The sequence below is a fragment of the Microcoleus sp. FACHB-672 genome (assembly GCF_014695725.1).
Taxonomy (GTDB): domain Bacteria; phylum Cyanobacteriota; class Cyanobacteriia; order Cyanobacteriales; family Oscillatoriaceae; genus FACHB-68.
Genome location: NZ_JACJOU010000013.1, coordinates 343,799 through 361,816 on the forward strand (window position 1 = coordinate 343,799; position 18,018 = coordinate 361,816).

Genomic DNA, 18,018 nt, shown 5'->3' on the forward strand with positions numbered 1-18,018 from the left:
AGGTTGCTTAACTTATCTTGAAAAATTTATGTATCGTCTTTTCCAATATCACCCAGCCTGGATCATTGGTTTTGCACTTGGCTATTGTGCAATTTCCCCTATCGCTCACGCGCAAGTTATACCAGATACAACGCTGCCGAACAATACAGAAGTAACCCCAACCGACAATATAATTCAAATTGACGAAGGAACCCAAGCCGGCAGCAATCTTTTTCACAGTTTTAAAGAATTTTCTGTGCCGGCACATATCGAAGCATTTTTTAACAATTCCGCCGACATTCAAAACATTTTCACTCGCGTAACCGGCAGCAACATTTCCAATATTGAGGGATTAATTCGAGCCAACGGAACTGCCAATTTATTTTTGCTCAATCCGAATGGCATTATTTTTGGGCAAAATGCGCGGTTAAATATTGGGGGTTCTTTCACCGGCACCACAGCCGACAGCATCCAATTTGCAGACGGGAATGTTTTTTCCGCGAAAAATCTGCAATCATCACCACTTTTAACAGTTAACGTACCGATTGGTTTGCAATTTGGCATCAATCCGGGCACAATTGTCAATCAATCTCGCCCGGACAGCTCAACGGCACCTTTAACAGAAGGGTTGCAAGTCAAAGCCGGCCAAACCTTAGCCCTTGTTGGCGGTGATGTAATCTTCTCTGGCGGCAGTGCAACCGCAAGCGGGGGCGAAGTGCATTTGGGTGCGGTAAAAAGTTCGGGAACCGTTAGCCTCACTCCAACTGCTACCGGCGGCAACTTTGGATACACCGGCATTACCCAGTTCGGTACAATCGATCTCGCTGGTGCGACGGTAAACACCACCGGCATAGGCGGCGGCGCGATCAAGATGCGGGGCGAAACCGTCAATATTCGAGAGGGATCGAGCGTAATTTCCGATACCCTGGGCGATCAAAATGGCAGAGGCATCGAGATTCAAGCAGCGCAATTTAACTTACTCAATTCCTCGATATCTACAACAACATTGGGTGCCGGCAAAGGGGGAGATTTAACCGTTCGCGCCAGCCAAACCGTGCAAATGGCCGGCAGCAACCCGCTAGCATTTACCAGCTTATCAAGTGATACCGCTGGTGCCGGTGCCGGCGGCAATCTTACGGTTGAAACCGACAATTTCCAACTTCAAGGGGCAGCCTTCTTATCAGCTAGCACCTATGATGCCGGCACCGGGGGGAATTTAACTGTGCGGGCTACAGATTCAGCCGTGTTTGTAGGTACAGGATTTGACACGATGGAACTGCTCATCGGTGCCGCTATATTGGGGCAGTTTCGCCCAACGGAGGATCGGATTGGCGGTATGTTTTCGATAGCCAGTGGCACCGGCACCGGCGGGAATATGGCGATTGAGACGAACTCGCTGATTATGCAAAATGGTGCGCTGATGTTCAGTCCGGCAAAAGCACAAGGTGATAGCGGAAAAATTGACATTCAGGCTGTCAGTTCCGTTAATCTCGTTGCCTCTGGCATTCTCACAGCACCCGGTCCGGGAAGTAGCGGTTCCACCGGCAACGTCACGGTCAACACCGGCACCCTAACAATCCGGGACGGGGCGATACTTTCTAGCGCCACCATCGGCAGTGGATCGGCTGGAGATGTGATTGTCAAAGCTTCTGAGTCGGTGGAGGTTTCAACAACGATACCGGGTGCCCTGCTATCCACAGGGATTACAAATACTAGCTTTTTCGGCACTGGCGCAGGCGGCGACATTGAGATCGACACAAAAAGGGTCGTCAATCAAGCCGGTGGGCTAATTGTGGCAAATAGCGGCGGGGTGTTCGGCACCGGCATCGTGACCACTGGCGGGCCGGGGGGTAATGTTGTGATTAATGCCAGCGAATCTATCGAAATTAACGGCGTTTCTGCGGATGGGAGCATCACCAGCGGCCCTGGCACCACCACGTTCACTGGTTCGCCCGCCGGCAATCTTACCATCAGCAGCCCGAATATAAAAATCTCCGACGGAGCGATCGTCTCAAGCGCAACGCTGGGTTCTGGATCTGGGGGAACGATTCGCGTGAATGCGTCCGAGTTGCTAGAGTTGGTCGGCATATCCCCAATAACCGGCCTTCCCGCTACTTTAGTCACCTCATCAGGACGGGCAGACTTAGCGCAGCTTGTCGCAAGCGGGGCGGGCGGAGATTTGCAAATTAATGCAGGTTCAGTCATCGTCCGTGATGGGGCGGCGCTGGATGTGCGGAGTTTTGGTACTGGCGACGCCGGAACGCTTGATATTAACGCCCAGTCGGTTCGCCTAGAGAGGCAAGGCACACTCAACGCCGCCACAACAACGGGTGCCGGTGGTGACATTCAAATTCGCACCCAAGACTTACAATTGCGCCAGGGCAGCCGAATTACAACCGATGCCGGCAATACGGATGGCGGTAACATCACTCTTGGTACAGAAACCTTGGTCGCGTTAGAAAATAGTGATATTACCGCTAACGCCCAAGAAGGATTTGGTGGCAGAGTCAGTATTACCTCCCAAGGCATTTTTGGCATTCAGTTTCGCGATGTCCTCACGCCGCAAAGTGATATCGCCGCCACCTCTAATCTTGGCCCTCAGTTCACCGGCACCGTGGAAATTAATACCCCCAATGTTGACCCCGCTTCTGGGTTAATCGAGCTGCCGGCACGCCCAACCGATCCGGCTCAAATATCTGCCGGTTGCGCCAAACAAGGTAACAGTTTCACGATTACCGGACGCGGTGGTTTACCTTCCGAGCCAACTCAAACCCTTGCCGGCACAGCAGTCTGGCGAGATCTGCGCCCGGTGGGAGAGTTCGCAAGAGGTGAAACGCGGGAGCAAGCCAGCATCACAAATGCCCCAGTCTCCAACCCCCCATCCCCACTGGTTGAAGCGACTGGATGGACAGTCAATGCCAAAGGACACGTTGAACTGGTGGCAAAAGCTCCGAATGTGACTCTTTCAAGTTCTTGGAATCAGGCGGCTAACTGCAATGATTAAGCGAATAATAGGCAAATTCTGGAAACGTTTGACATCGATTCCTGCCAGTATTGGGTTAGGATTACTCACTTTCTTTGTGGTGACAGCCGTGTTGCCGAGTATCGCCGCACAGCCTTTGGATTCTAAATTTTCGAGTTTAGAGTTTCCATTAGGATCTAATAGTCGTGAACAAGTACAGATTTTTGCGGCTCAAGGGGATGCCGGCATCTCACCAAATACGCAATCAATAAACTTTCTTGAAGAAGGCAGAAACCTTTACGACTCGGGACGCTTTTCTGAAGCGGCTGCTGTCTGGGAAGAGTCCGTTAAAAATTATGAAAATCAGGGTGATGGGCTTAATCAAGCGGTCAGTTTAAACTATTTATCAATTGCTTATCAAGAACTAGGACAATGGGAGCCGGCGCAAACAGCAATTACCCAAAGTCTTAACTTACTTAATGGCAATAAACAAAGGGCGAAAGGTCATACACAAGTTCTTGCCCAAGCCCTCAATACACAAGGAAGTTTACTACTAGCCACCGGCCAAACTGAAGCCGCTCTAGAGAGTTGGAAACAGGCAGAAAAAGCCTATACAGAAATTGGAGATCGCGTCGGCATTCTAGGCAGCCAAATTAACCAAGCCCAAGCCCTGCAAACCCTCGGACTGTACCGGCGAGCGCAAACCACCTTAGAGCGAATCAGCCAACAACTGCAAGCCGAACCCGATTCCTCAATCAAAATAACAGGATTGCGGAGTTTGGGCGACACCTTGCAAGTTGTGGGAGATGTCGGCAAATCTCAAGAAGTCCTCGCGCAAAGTTTAGCCATTGCCCAACAGCTCGATTCCCCAACTGAGATCAGTTCCACCCTCTTGAGTCTGGGAAATAGTTATAGAGCTTTGCAACAGACTGATAAAGCCATAGAAAGTTATCAAGAAGCAACTGAAAATGCTCCAAATTCCCTCACGAAAGTAGAAGCTCAACTCAATCTATTAAGCCTACTCCTAGAAACCAAAAAATGGGCAGATGCTCAATCCTTGTTACCCCAGATTGAATCACAACTGAGCAATATACTCCCTAGCCGAGCCGGTGTTTACGCTCAAGTTAATTTCGCTGAAAGTTTAATGAAATGGGACACCGGCTCAGGTAACCCGAACCCAAACAATGCCACATCCCCAATCCTTAATGCCCAACAAATCGCTAAAACTCTAGCAAAAGCTGTGGAGCAGGCGAAAATGCTGGGAGACTCGAAAGCGGAATCTTACGCCCTCGGTCAACTCGGACATTTATATGAAGGTTCCACACAGTGGAAAGAGGCTAGAAGCTTGACAGAGCAAGCCCTCGTGCTGGCGCAAGCGAGTAGTGCTGATTATATTGTGGCTCGTTGGCAAGGACAGCTAGGCCGTATTTTGAAACAGGAAGGCGATACTTTTGGTGCGATCTCCGCTTATACAGAAGCTGTTAATACGCTGCAATCTCTTCGCAGTGACTTAGCCGCGATTAATCCTGATATTCAGTTTTCTTTTAATGAGAGTGTTGAACCTGTTTACCGGCAGTTAGTGAGTTTGCTGTTGCAATCTAATCCAAGTCAGCAAAATCTCCAGAAAGCTCGTGAAGTGATTGAAGCCTTGCAAGTGGCAGAATTGGATAACTTTTTCCGGGAAGCTTGTTTGGATATCAATCGTCAGCAAATCGATCAACTTGATCCAGCTGCTGCGGTTATTTACCCAATTATTTTGCCTGATCGCTTAGAAGTGATCCTGTCACTACCGGGAAAACCTTTAAGCCATTACACGACGGTTTTACCTCAAAATGAAGTAGAAACTATTTTGGGGCAGTTTCTGGAATCTTTAAATCCATTTTTTGCCAATCAAGATCGGTTACGCCTTTCTCAACAAGTTTATAGTTGGCTGATTGAGCCGACAGAAAAGCAGTTAGCCCAAAGTGAAATTAAAACCCTAGTCTTTGTGCTCGATGGAGTTTTGCGGAATTTGCCAATGGCGGCACTCTCCGATGGAAAGCAGTATCTTGTGGAAAAATATAGTGTTGCCCTAGCGCCTGGACTGCAACTGCTAGCCACACAGTCTTTGCAAAAAGAGAAAATTAAGGTTTTAACCGCCGGCTTGTCTGAGGCGCGTCAAGGTTTTTCAGCCCTGCCGGGAGTACAGATGGAAGTGCAGCAGATTTCGTCTGAGGTGCCGGCAAAGATTTTTTTAAATCAAGAGTTTACTGTCGCCAACTTGCAAAAACAGCTGACTGCAAAGAATTATCCGGTTGTTCACTTAGCGACTCATGGGCAGTTTAGCTCTAACTCAGACGAGACTTTTATTCTGACTTGGAATGAGAAAATCAAAGTAAAAGAGTTTGAAAGCTTGCTGCGATCCAGAGAACAACAAGAAAACGTCCCCATCGAATTGCTGATCTTGAGTGCGTGTCAAACGGCTGCCGGTGATAAACGGGCGGCGTTGGGGTTGGCAGGAGTGGCTGTGCGATCAGGGGCCGGCAGTACCCTAGCCACCCTGTGGTCAGTCAAAGACCAATCTACTGCCGAACTGATGAGTGAGTTTTACCGAAAAATCACCCAATCTGGTGTATCCAAAGCTGAAGCTTTGCGTCAAGCTCAACTCAGTCTGCTGAAGAACCCTGGATCTGAACATCCTTTTTACTGGGCACCTTTTATTCTGGTCGGGAATTGGCGCTAAGATCATTCGCCAAATATCTAAATTAATTCTTCAGGGAGATTGACAATCTTAAAATAAATCAGTATTGGGCGAACTATTTCCGAATACTCACCAATCTGGTGTATCCAAAGCTGAAGCTCTGCGTTAAGCGCAGCTTACTTTGTAGAAAAAACTGAGTCTAAGCCTTCTTTTTACTGGTCACCTTTTGTTTTAATCGGGAATTAGCGCTAAAATCATTCAATAAATCTTTAAATTATTTCTCGAGTAAGATTTACAATATTATGAAAGGGTGCTAATAAAGTCGGCTTAAATAAAAAACCCTAAGAGGTAACACCATGAAGTTTAAACAAAAGAAACCTTTACCCATCGCGATCTTATCCACCGGCGTATTCCTGGCAATGGCTACCATACTTGGGCTGCAACCATCGGCTAAAGCGCAACAACAGCCGGTGAATCAAGCGTCCAATCTTCCAGATGCTTCAGTTCTCCGCATCACTTTTGATCCTCCTGGACCCGGAAAGCCCAAAGATACAGCAGGGGGAGCGTCTAGAAACGGCGGCCAATGCTCTCAGGAGTTAGCCGCGCAAAGTTCCTGTGTCAAGCCGCTCATGCCGACCACTCAAGAGGGGCTAACCGTGGCAGAACGCCCTGTGTTTTTGGTTTACGTTCCCGAAACCTCGGCTAAACAAGTATTTTTTAGTTTGGTCGATGAAAATAATCAACATATTTACCAAACCAAAGTCCCCATTGCCGGCAATTCGGGAATTCTCAGTTTCCAACTCCCAGATAATGCACCGGCCTTGGAAATTGGTAAGAATTATCAGTGGGCTTTTATCATCGTTGGCGAACAAGGACTCAGACCAGATAGCCCCGTCGTCCAAGGAAGCATCAAACGAATTGAAGCTGATGCAGCTCTTAAGAGCCAGTTAGCCAATGCCAGCCCTCTAGAACGTGCAGCTCTGTATGGAAAAGCTGGCATTTGGATAGATACGATCAGCACTCTAGGCGAACTGAGAAAATCCCAACCAGCAGATACCAACCTAGCAGAGAGCTGGAAGAAATTGTTAACATCCGTGGGTTTAGAGGCAATTGCAGCCCAGCCATTCTTGTAAAGGAGAAGTTATGTTAACCGATAGAGAAGCTGCTGAGAGTCAATAACTGTCAGCAGCTTCTTAGCAGGGCAGCGCTAAAATTAAATAAGATTAGGGGTGATAGAAACTGGGTTAATTTCCAGACCCTGGGTCAGTTAATTGAAATTTGGCTATCGACCCAGTTTTGAATGTCATTTCTAGATGCCGGGGAAACATGGGGCGAAAGCTCAGCAAGCGAATTTGGCAATGGCGCGGTGTCCTCGTGAGCGCCCCCTTGGTAGCGGGTTTAGTGATTGCTGCAAATTCTTTTGGGTTGTTTCAGCTTCTAGAGTGGGCAACGCTCGATAAATTTTTTCGCCTGCGCCCCCGCGAACCCGTCGATCCGCGCATTGTGATTGTCACCATTGATGAATCAGATATCACTGGGTTTAAGCAGTGGCCAATGTCTGATGCAGATCTGGTTAAATTAATCGAAAACTTAAAAAAACAGCAGCCCTTGGCGATCGGCATGGATCTGTATCGCAATCTGCCGGTGGAACCAGGGCATGAGGCATTGGTAAAAGTCTTCCAGTCCACACCTAATCTGATTGGCGTGGAGAAAGTGGCGGGCGAGACGGTTGCCCCACCAGGGATTTTAAAGAAACAAGATCAAGTCGCTTTAGCAGATTTCGTCCTTGATGCAGATGGCAAAGTGCGGCGGGGTTTGCTGTCAGTCAAACCGAATGAAAAGGAACCCTCGCAATTAAGCTTGGCGGTGCGCTTGGCACTAATCTATCTGGAAAAAAAGGGCATTGGCTTAGAAAGGGTAGATGCCGGCAAGATGCATTTAAAGTTAGGCAGAGCTTTATTTGTGCCCTTAAAAAGCAATGAGGGAGGCTATGTTGGTCTTGATGCCGGCGGTTATCAAATTTTGCTGAATTATCGGGGGATGCGAAATAACTTTAAGAGCATATCGATAACAGATGCGTTAGCAAACCGGATAGACCCGAAGAGTTTGCGAGATCGGATTGTTTTAATTGGCGTCACTGGGCAAAGTTTTAATGACTTTTTTTTGACTCCCTACGGCAATAGTTTTACCGGCAGCCCTAGTCGCACGCCAGGGGTTGTGATTCACGCCAATTTAACCAGCCAAATTGTGAGTGCTGCCTTAGAAGGGCGTCCATTTATCAAGGTTTGGCATGAGCCGATGGAGTGGCTGTGGGTTTTAGCTTGGTCTTTTGCCGGCGCTTCCGTAAGTTGGACGCTACTGGTTTCCAAACTATTTAGACAAAATATAGTCTTGAGATGGATGGTTCTCGGCAATGGAATTTTAGTGCCGGTAACTATTTTGATTGGCACCAGCTATGTTGCATTTTTGGTTAGCTGGTGGATTCCTACTATCTCGCCATTAGTTGCTTTTTTGCTATCTGCCATTACGGTTGCCGGTTATTACAATCGGGGAGTGCAGCGCGAAAGTGAGAGAAAATTATCTCAATTCTTAGAAGCAATGTCAGTTGCAGTAGCTGTCCTCGATAGCAGCGGCAGGCCGTGCTATACAAATCAGAAGGCACAGCAGTTACTCGGTCAAGGCGTGATCTGCTCCGCAACAGTCGATCAATTATCAGAGGTTTATCAACTTTATATTGCCGGCACCAATCAACTTTATCCTTCAGAAGAATTATCGATTGTGCGAGCGCTCAGAGGTGAACGAACAAGCACTTATGATATCGAAATTCATCAAGAAGGCAAAGTTATTCCCATCGAAACTTGGGGAACTCCTATTTTTGATGACTCTGGTAATGTTACTTATGCAATTGTCGCCTTTCAAGATATTACAGAACGCAAACAAGCTGAAGCCGAACGAGAAAAATTTACTAAACAACTGTTTGAACTGAATCGCAATTTAGAAAAAGCCCTGGATGCTGAATTAGAAATTACCGATGCTTACGGGCGGTTTGTGCCACATGAATTCCTCAATCTCTTAGGATATGAAAGTATTCTTGATGCTAAATTAGGAGACAACATTCAACTAGAAATGTCTGTGCTGTTTTCCGATATTCGCGACTTTACCACCTTATCGGAAGCCATGACACCAGAAGATAATTTTAAATTTATTAATGCCTATTTGTCTCGAATGGAGCCGGCAATTACTGAAAATCACGGCTTTATTGATAAATATATTGGTGATGCGATTATGGCTTTATTTAGTGAAGGAGCAGATGACGCGCTTAGAGCGGCAATTTCTATGCTCACTAAGCTAGCCGAATATAATCAAGCTCGAATTAATTCAGGTTATATACCGATTCAAATTGGCATTGGCATTAATACCGGATCTTTAATGTTGGGCACCGTTGGAAGTAATTCCCGCATGAATGGAACGGTTATCAGTGATGCCGTTAATTTAGCTTCCCGCATTGAAGGCTTAACAAAAACTTATGGCGTGTCTTTATTAATTTCAGGACAAACTTTTCTAGCGCTTAAAAATCCGTGCGATTATGCGTTTCGGTTGATTGACAAAGTTAAAGTTAAAGGAAAATCGCAGATGATTACAGTTTATGAAATATTTGATGCCGATCCGGCGGACATCAAAGCAGCCAAGCTCGAAACCAAAACAACTTTTGAAAAAGCTTTACTTCTTTACAATTTGGGTCGTTTCTGGGAATCCGCGCAACAGTTTCAAAAGTGCTTAAAAACTTATCCTGAAGATCGGGTTGCTAAAAGTTATTTAGAACGCTGCCGGCAACAGATAGTTGAAGGCTCTAAGCAAATTTGAATAAATCGTTAAAATTTTACAAATGCTTTACAAAAATTAAAAAGACAAAAATTTAAACGTTAAGGGTGACTATTAATAAAAATTTCTGCATTAGCGTCCGGTTTAGAAAGTTAGCAATACAAAAAATAGACGAGCTTTTTGCACATTCACTCAAGAGCAGAGGAGGTAAAAGTATGAAAAATTTGGGAAGTCGGTTAAATAGTATAGAGCCGGCGATTGCGGTTAAGTGGCAAATCCTCATAGAATAGTGAAGAGTTCAAAGAAAGCGATCAGGAAAATTATTTCAAGAAAAAATAATTAAACTATATTATAGCAAAAAAATCGATTGATGAAGTCAGTTTTGGGTGCGGGCGATCTTCTATGTGGAAACAGATTGGAAAGCGAATCGGGCAGTACAAAGAGGCACTGATTGCGGCCCCTTGTGTAGCAGGATTAGTGATTATTGCTAACTCTTTTGGCTGCTTCCAGCTTTTAGAGTGGGCGACGCTTGATAAATTTTTTCGCCTGCGCCCCCGCGAACCCGTCGATCCGCGCATTGTGGTTGTCACCATTGATGAATCAGATATTAAGCGCCTTGGGCAGTGGCCCATGTCTGATGCAGTGCTGGCTAAATTAATCGAAAACTTAAAAAAACAGCAGCCCTTGGCGATTGGCATGGATCTGTATCGAAATCTGCCGGTGCAACCAGGGCATAACGCATTGGTGAAAGTCTACCAGACTACACCCAATCTGATTGCCGTTGAGAAAGTTGTGGGTGAAACGGTAACCCCACCAGTGATTTTAAAGCGACAAAATCAAGTCGCTTTAGCAGATTTAGTCATCGATGCAGATGGCAAAGTGCGGCGGGGCTTGCTATCAGTGAAACCGAATGAAAATGAATCCTCGCAACTAAGCTTGGCGGCACGTTTAGCGCTGATTTATCTGAAGGAAAAGGGCATTGGCTTAGAAATGGCGGATGCCGGAAAGAAGCACTTAAAGTTAGGAAAAGCTTTATTTGTGCCATTAAAAGGCAATGAGGGGGGCTATGCCAAAGCTGATGCCGGCGGTTATCAAATTTTGCTGAACTATCGGGGAACACGAGAGAACTTCGAGACCTTATCCCTAAAAGATGCGTTACAAAACCGAATACAGCCTAATCGTTTGCGAGATCGCATCGTTTTAATTGGCGCGACCGGCCAAAGTTTTAATGACCTTTTTTTTACTCCCTATGGCAATAGTTTTACGGGCAACCCGACTCGCACCCCAGGGGTTTTTATTCACGCTAATTTAACCAGCCAAATTTTAAGTGCTGCCCTAGAAGGGCGTCGCTTGATCCGATTCTGGCCTGATACAGTGGAGTGGTTATGGTTTGTGGTTTGGTCTTTTGCCGGCGCGGCAGGCTGTTGGGGATGGCTACAGCAAAACGCGTTGGGAAAAAAAGTATTCCCTATCTGGAATATTGGGGCGGTAATCGGGGCCGTAGCCAGTCCGATTGGTGCCAGTTATCTTGTTTTTTTAAATGGTTGGTGGATTCCTGTGGTTGCACCAATTGTCGCTTTGATCACGTCTGCGATTGTGATGGCCGGTTACTACAATCACAAATTGCATCGTTTGGCATCCTTAGATGGTTTGACTCAGATCGCCAATCGCCGTTATTTTAACGAATATATTGAGAAACAATGGTTGCAATCTGCACAGGAAAAACGAGAGCTGTCTATAATTTTATGCGATGTTGATTATTTCAAAACTTACAATGATACTTATGGTCATCAATCCGGTGATTGGTGCTTACAACAAGTTGCTAAAGCGATTGGCGATGCTGTACGTCCTACCGATTTAATTGCGCGTTATGGGGGAGAAGAATTTGTAGTAATTCTGCTTGATACAAATGCAGAAGTGGCTTGGCAAGTTGCTCAAAAAATCTGCTTCCAAGTTAAAGCTTTACAAATCGCTCACATCAATTCCCAAGTCAGTGAGTATGTTACGCTCAGTTGTGGGCTAGCTAGTACGATTGCAGATTTTGAAGGGTTGCCGGTGGAGTTGATTAAAATGGCTGATGAGGCGCTTTATGAGGCAAAAAAAATGGGGCGAGATCGGGTCAGCCGGCGAGAATTAAAGACTTTGTAAAGGCTCCAATTCTCGCAAAACTTTAGAAAAAACAGCGTGTCAGTTCACACAATATTAAAATCACCTTTGAGGTTATACAAAAAGGTTTTTGATGGGGTGGTCTGGGTTGATTTGGCAGTTTCTTCCTAAGGATTGACTTGTTTTAAAAGGGTATTTTTTTGATTTTTTAACCGCAGATGCACGCAGATGATAGCGAAGCGTGCCGCAGGCATACGCAGATGGATACAGATGATAGTGCAGAGTGCCGACAGGTATATACAGATGAATGCAGATTAGATGCCTAAAGTTAATTCCCAACTTAGCAATTTGCCGGTGTCTTCTAGGGCACTGTCAATGACGCGCAGCTGCCAAACACCTTTCACCGGCTGATTGATCAACAGCTTCAGCACTGGCGTTGTTTGCAGAGAATAGGCTATCTGTAATCGCTTATTGCGCCCTTGGGTACGTCCTTGCAGCAAAACGATCTTGCCGGTAGGGGCGATTAAATAAATCTCCAGATCTCCCATAAAGCTGTGTTCAATATCCACACCGATGCGAATATCGCGCACAGCACCCGTATCATTCATTTGGATAGGGCTGGTAATACCCCGCAAGTCATAATCGGGAATTGCCACGCTGGTGTCATTGCGCCCTTGTAGTTGCCGGCTGACTTTCAATGAGGTCACTTGCTTTTGTGCCGCCTGCACTGCCTTAAAAGCATTCACCTTGCCATAGCCAAACCACTGGGAGTGTCCGTTGGCGTCATAAGTGCCCATGTTGATACCCAGTTGCGGATCGGGTTCTCGATCAGTAATTTTATCTGCGGTATTTTGTAGGATTTGCTTGACTTCCTGAGCAGTCAAATCAGGATTAACAGAAAGCACTAACGCTGCAACACCGGCAACCACGGGGGTAGAGCTAGAAGTGCCGCCAAAATAGCCGGTGTAATCCTCCGCATCGTAACCGAGAGGACCCATGCGATCAGCAGTGAAAACCCCTTGACCGGCTAGAGGGACTGTCACTTGCGGCGCTGTGTTGATATAGCCGGTTTCTTGCAGCCACATTCCGGGGGTCGCATTATTGCTGGGGGCGCAAACAGATATAGTTGGACCCCAATTACTATAAGCGGCTTTTTTATTCAAACTGGTGCAGGCAGAAATCGTCATCACGTCCGGGTGAACGCTAAAACCGCCTAGCCATTTCGTTTGGCCCTGCAAAATGTTGTTAGGCCAGCCTCGCTCATTAATGGTGCCGGTTGTGGGCCGGTTGGCATTACCGGCAGCAAAGAGTATGACGCAACCCTTGCCGTTGCGCCCTTCTGTTGCGGCGCGATGCACAACGGCACTTTGGCGCAAGGACAGTGGAAAATAAACAGCCGAGGGACCCCAGCTACAAGAAATCACGGCGGCCCCTTTAGCAATGGCCCACTCAAACAGCTGCTCAATCGAACTGTCATCGAGAAAACCTGTGGTGCGTAACGGCATCAAGGCACAACCGGGGGCCACCCCTACAATGCCGCTGCCAGTTTCTTCCGCAACCGCAACGCCGGCACAAGCGGTGCCGTGGTTGTCTTCATCTTCCCCCGGCATTGGCACAAAGTCTTTGGCTTTAAAGTCACGCGGGGCAACAATTTTACCCAAACCTTGAAAATCCGGATGGTTGAGGTCAACTGAATCATCGGCAACAGCCACGACGACAGAACGCACCCCGCGAGTGATATCCCACGCTTTCTCAATATCAATATGAGCGCCGGCTGCTAATTCCGGGCCGCCGGCGTGGTAAAGATACCATTGCTTGGGATAGAGGGTGTCACGAGGCCGGTAGTGAGGAACTGTTTCTACTACAATATTCGGTTCAGCAACCAATACGGCCCGGTTGCCGGTGAGCCGGTTGGCAATTTTAATCGGATTTTCCGTCGCTTGCTTGGTGACTTCAAAGATAAAGGTGTTGGCAATTCCTGCGAGTAGACGAATCTGACGCAGTCCCGCTGCCGCGGCAATGGCATCCCGCGTTGCTGGATCGGCAGAATCACTAAACTGGATAGTCAACTCGTCCGTGAGGTAGAGCAGTTGCTCTGGGTTGTTCTTAATGTGGTAAACATGACTGACAAAGGCAACGGCTTCTGAATGTCGCGCTGCTTGCATGGCTTGTTCGAGGAGAGCCGGTTCAACGGTGTATTCTACTAGCTTGGCTTGCGGTACGCTCCTATGGCGAACGGCCCCCCAAAGTTGTGCCCAATCCTCCGATAGGGTGCCGGTGCCGGCGGGGCGCACGGTGAACCGATCACTGACCTTTTCCAGCGCTAATTCATCACCCCCCCGTTGTAAGATGAAACCCACGCTTTCTTCGGGGACGCCCACACCGGGAAAATTGTTTTGAGAAGAATTGGTTGAATTAACTGGATTGGTCATAGAAGCGTGCCTCTAGTGATACAGTTGTTATTTCACAAACTGAGTCTCATTTAAATGTGTTGCTGACAGTAACGGATTTTATCTGAGTCTTGCCGGCTCTCATGTTTTTCTCAGTCTGCCTGATTTACATTCGGGGAGTTGAAGAATACTTCAGCTAAGTTTGTGGGGTGTCAGACTCGCATCCGTTGATGTTTCGCCATATTAACTTCAGTTCTTATTGGATTGTTACAAACCGCCCATGTCTGTGTTACGATTCTGTGGGCGGTAGAGGCGGGCGAGTTGAAAAACCCCGCTTCAGGGATTTAAATAAGATACCCGAAGTTTGTATCGCTCCGATTTTTAAGTACGCACATACAAGGTACTTTATGGTATCTGGAACTATTCGCCTCCTTTGTTTATTTTCTGTAATCCCGCTGACGGCAATTTTAACTTTACTGCCTCTGGCCAGTGTCCGCGCCCAGGAATCTGCCGAGCCAGAGAATACAATTCCGCTTGAGCCGGCAAACCCTGCAACTCCCATTGATGTTCCCGAACCTGGGGACTCGACAGAACCGGACACTATTCGTCCGATGGTACTCGATACCAGCTTGTTGAGTCTTCAGGGAGGGCAACGCTTGATGGATGAAGCGAGCGATGCAGTTGCCTCTCAAGACTATGATGGGGCTGCTAAAAAGCTTGTGGAAGCCCGTCAGGTTTTCAACCAGCTGTCGAATTTTTATCAAGAGTTGGGTTCTAGCTTTTCCGGGATTGATAGCCGGATTGCTGACAGTCTTCGCAAAAAAGCCCTAGAAACAGCCCAGATGCGAGATCAGGCAACTTACCAGCTGGCGCTGGTGCATCGGGCGCAAAACAAGCCGGAATTAGCTGTGCCGCTGTTGGTTCAGATTATTCGCTCTCAGCAACCGACGCGCGACTTAGGCCAAAAAGCCTATCAGCAGTTGTTTGAACTAGGATTTGTGGATTCACCTTACCCCAGACCCCGTAGTGATGAGCCTAGCTCGTCTTCTGGGGGTTCCGCGCAATAATCAGCGGGATGGGACGATTTGATGGGTTTTGCCTAAGCTAGCTCAATTTCTAGTCTGACTTCAGTTGAGCCGGCAAGGAGAAACCCGCTAAAGTTAAATTAGATAGAGAAGCGACAGGAAACTCAGGAGTAGCAATGGTTAGCCCCGATCGGGTAGAGGCAATGATCAAGGCTCAAATGCCAGATGCCCAAGTGCTGGTTCAAGATTTAACCGGCGGTGGCGATCACTATCAGGTAACGGTCGTTTCATCGCTATTTGAAGGCAAAGGACTGGTGCAGCAGCATCAATTGGTTTATGGTGCTGTGCGCGAGGCGATGTCTACAGAAGCCATTCACGCCCTTGCTTTAAAGACTTATACGCCCCAGTCGTGGGCGGCTGCCGGTCAGCCGGTCTAGCTTCAAGAACGATAAACTAAACACTAGATCCACACAAGACGACAAAGGAAGTCCAAGCGCAACCATGAACCCAGAACTGAAAGAGCGAATTGACAATTTAGTACAGCAAAACAAAATTTTGGTGTTTATGAAGGGCAATAAGTTGATGCCCCAGTGTGGTTTTTCTAACAATGTGGTGCAGATTCTCAACGCGATGGGAGTTCCCTACGAAACCATTGATATTCTGGAAGATTGGGAAATTCGGCAGGGAATTAAAGAGTATTCCAACTGGCCAACCATTCCCCAAGTTTACATTAATGGCGAGTTTGTTGGTGGCTCTGATATTATGATTGAGCTGTACCAAAAGGGCGAATTGCAGGAGATGCTAGAAGTCGCTCTTGCTTCTTAAACTTTCATGATCTTAAGTTGAAAAACCCCTTGCAGAAGTTTGGTACGCAAAGAACTCACAAGGGTTTTTTTTATTGTTGATCTTTCTTAAATCTAAATATTAAGCCTAGGGGATAGCAAAAAAGCTGAAACCTTGATGTATGGGTTGCTATCGACGCAGGTTCTACTGTGGGCTTTGTAGCCGTAGAAACTACCCTCAGAGGACAATAGGGGTGAAATCTACATGGTTGCTGTCGATCCAGACTTTCAAGGTCGCGGTATTGGTAGTGATCTGATAGAATTCGCTCTGGCTTGGATGAAAGATGCTGGGATGTCTCTTGCTATGGTTGAGACTGGGGGCGATGCCGGTCATGCCCCAGCCCGTCACACCTATGAAAAGGTAGACTTCGAGCTATTCCCAGTTGCCAGATACTTCAAGAAGCTTTAAGTGCAGATGTGTTGATTTTTGGTTTCACGTTACCTACTGATTCACAGATTTTCTATATGCTGGGCATAGAACTTATTACAATTTAGATATAAATTTGAGGGTAATTGCAGCAGAGTCGTAAATAGTTTTCATGGCAACTACCAGCCAGCTAATACTTCACGGCAGCGAAGTCGAAAGTCACTGGTGCTGAATTGGAGAGTATCTACCGCCGCTGCGTTTTTGGGTTCTATAAATCGAGGTTTAACCATGCAGCTATCGAAAAAATCTTTAGAGTTTGCACGTAGCCACATCCAACGCTTTTATACTTCTGATTTTTTCCCATCTTTAGACGTTCTAGATGCACTTTGGGCGGATTGGGACGAAGTCGTTAAGTCTTTATCTGGTAAACCTATTCAGGAACTCGGACGTCTCCCTTTATCAATGCAAGCTCCTAAAGCAAGGGGTGGCTATCGTGTTGTGCATGATCCAAACCCACTTGATTCATTAGCTTATGCGGCAATAGCCTATACTCTTGCACCATACATTGACACACGCCGTGAAAAATTAGGTGATCGTGTTTTTTCGTATAAACTTAGCGTAAATGAGCGAGGTGACTTTTTTGATGAAGGGCACAATGGCTTTCAATCTTATACATCAAAGTCTTTTGAACTAGCAAAGAATTTTGATTATGTCCTAATTACAGATATTGCTGCTTTTTACAACCAGATATATCTCCATCGCTTGCAGTCAGCTATTGAACTTTGTGATTCTAGGCTCGCAACTATTTCCTCTGCTGTAGAGGAATTCATGCTTAATCTTAATGAGCGTGTATCAATTGGGATACCTGTTGGTCCAGCTCCTAGTATTATTCTTGCAGAAACAGCATTACTTGATGTCGATCAGTGGATTCAACAGAGAGGTTGTGACTATGTTCGTTATGTTGACGATTTCCGAATTTTCTCAAATTCGGAGTTAGAGCTAGAAACAATATTGCAAGATCTTGTTGGATATCTCTATAAGAACCACAGATTGACTCTATCCTCAGAGAAGACTTTTATTTTGCCTAGTGCAGAATTAATTGACCGCTATCTTGACTCATCTGATTCAAGAGAAAGAGCTGTTATACATGCAAATATTGCACAGTCTATAGCTAGTCAAACAAGTCTTGCTTTTCGGACAGCTTATGTAGAGAATCCCCCTTCATGGGATAAATTAACTTCTGAAGAGCGAAGTCAACTTTTAAACAGTATGATGGATAGTATCCTTGGGCACGATTCACTAGATCTTGGACTCGCTCGCCATCTTCTTCGACGTGCAAAACACGCAAGGCTTAGGGCTATTATTGCGCCCCTTCTTGATAATATCGAATTCTTTTCTCCTGTTTTTCGAGATGTATGCCTTTATCTTGATAGCGTAATGAATGAAGCTGCTATCAACAGAAATTTAGATCGCTTTGAAAAAATAATCGCTAAGCCCTCCATTATTACTAAAAGTTCTTTTTGCTCAATGTGGCTGAGATGGCTTATAACTCGGCATCAAGCTTACTCACAATCACAAGTAGTTCGAGATTTTGTAGTTGGAGAGTTAAAGCCTTTGCGTTTTCAAGCAGATTACGCTAGACTTTTTGCCCATGAAAGTTGGGTGAAGGAGCATCGATCTAACTGGCAGCAATTTGGAGCTTTAGATCGGTGGTCATTACTACTAGCTGCAAGCATATTGGGTGTGCGTGAACGTACAGTATGGATGAATCAAGTTTTGAGAAGTAGTGAAGATTTAATTGATCGTGCTATAGCTCGATATGTATTAAGCTTTAGATAATTCTCC

At 46.3% G+C, this 18,018-nt stretch carries 10 protein-coding genes and 1 pseudogene; 10 read left to right on the forward strand and 1 reads right to left on the reverse strand.

Annotation, left to right across the window (positions count from 1 at the left end; genetic code table 11):
• Positions 1-28 precede the first annotated feature (28 nt).
• The 5 genes from H6F56_RS09295 to H6F56_RS09315 all read left to right on the forward strand — a co-directional run bounded on the left by H6F56_RS09295 (position 29) and on the right by H6F56_RS09315 (position 11,591).
• The gene (locus H6F56_RS09295; protein WP_190667075.1) at positions 29-2,983 is read left to right on the forward strand and encodes a filamentous hemagglutinin N-terminal domain-containing protein; all 2,955 of its coding nucleotides are present in this window, start codon (positions 29-31) and stop codon (positions 2,981-2,983) included.
• The gene (locus H6F56_RS09300; RefSeq protein WP_190667077.1) at positions 2,976-5,663 is read left to right on the forward strand and encodes a CHAT domain-containing protein; all 2,688 of its coding nucleotides are present in this window, start codon (positions 2,976-2,978) and stop codon (positions 5,661-5,663) included. Before H6F56_RS09295 ends, H6F56_RS09300 begins: the two co-directional genes overlap by 8 nt.
• Positions 5,664-5,977: 314 nt before the next feature.
• Complete coding sequence (locus H6F56_RS09305; RefSeq protein WP_190667079.1) at positions 5,978-6,754, forward strand: DUF928 domain-containing protein; 777 nt, start codon at positions 5,978-5,980, stop codon at positions 6,752-6,754.
• A gap of 193 nt (positions 6,755-6,947) precedes the next feature.
• Positions 6,948-9,485 carry a CHASE2 domain-containing protein gene (locus H6F56_RS09310; protein ID WP_190667081.1) on the forward strand — a complete coding sequence of 846 codons (2,538 nt, stop codon included), beginning with the start codon at positions 6,948-6,950 and terminating at the stop codon, positions 9,483-9,485.
• Positions 9,486-9,845: 360 nt separating this feature from the next.
• Positions 9,846-11,591: a CHASE2 domain-containing protein gene (locus H6F56_RS09315; protein ID WP_190667083.1), complete on the forward strand. Its 1,746-nt coding sequence runs from the start codon at positions 9,846-9,848 to the stop codon at positions 11,589-11,591.
• A 272-nt stretch (positions 11,592-11,863) separates the two neighbouring features.
• Here H6F56_RS09315 and H6F56_RS09320 read toward each other — a convergent pair whose 3' ends face one another.
• A complete protein-coding gene (locus H6F56_RS09320) occupies positions 11,864-13,981 on the reverse strand; it encodes a S8 family serine peptidase (RefSeq protein WP_190667085.1) in 2,118 nt (705 codons plus the stop codon).
• 365 nt (positions 13,982-14,346) lie between these two features.
• Here H6F56_RS09320 and H6F56_RS09325 point away from each other — a divergent pair, with 365 nt between their 5' ends.
• From H6F56_RS09325 to H6F56_RS09345, 5 genes and pseudogenes are all read left to right on the forward strand, one after another.
• Positions 14,347-15,006 carry a hypothetical protein gene (locus tag H6F56_RS09325; protein WP_190667087.1) on the forward strand — a complete coding sequence of 220 codons (660 nt, stop codon included), beginning with the start codon at positions 14,347-14,349 and terminating at the stop codon, positions 15,004-15,006.
• A gap of 134 nt (positions 15,007-15,140) precedes the next feature.
• Positions 15,141-15,401, forward strand: a complete 261-nt coding sequence (locus H6F56_RS09330; RefSeq protein WP_190667089.1) for a BolA family protein — start codon at positions 15,141-15,143, stop codon at positions 15,399-15,401.
• Positions 15,402-15,465: 64 nt separating this feature from the next.
• Positions 15,466-15,789, forward strand: coding sequence for a Grx4 family monothiol glutaredoxin (grxD, locus tag H6F56_RS09335; protein ID WP_190667091.1), 324 nt, complete (start codon positions 15,466-15,468; stop codon positions 15,787-15,789).
• Between the two features lie 213 nt (positions 15,790-16,002).
• A pseudogene (locus tag H6F56_RS09340) lies at positions 16,003-16,215 on the forward strand (GNAT family N-acetyltransferase); the annotation flags it as partial.
• A gap of 246 nt (positions 16,216-16,461) precedes the next feature.
• The gene (locus tag H6F56_RS09345; protein WP_190667093.1) at positions 16,462-18,012 is read left to right on the forward strand and encodes an RNA-directed DNA polymerase; all 1,551 of its coding nucleotides are present in this window, start codon (positions 16,462-16,464) and stop codon (positions 18,010-18,012) included.
• Positions 18,013-18,018 lie beyond the last annotated feature (6 nt).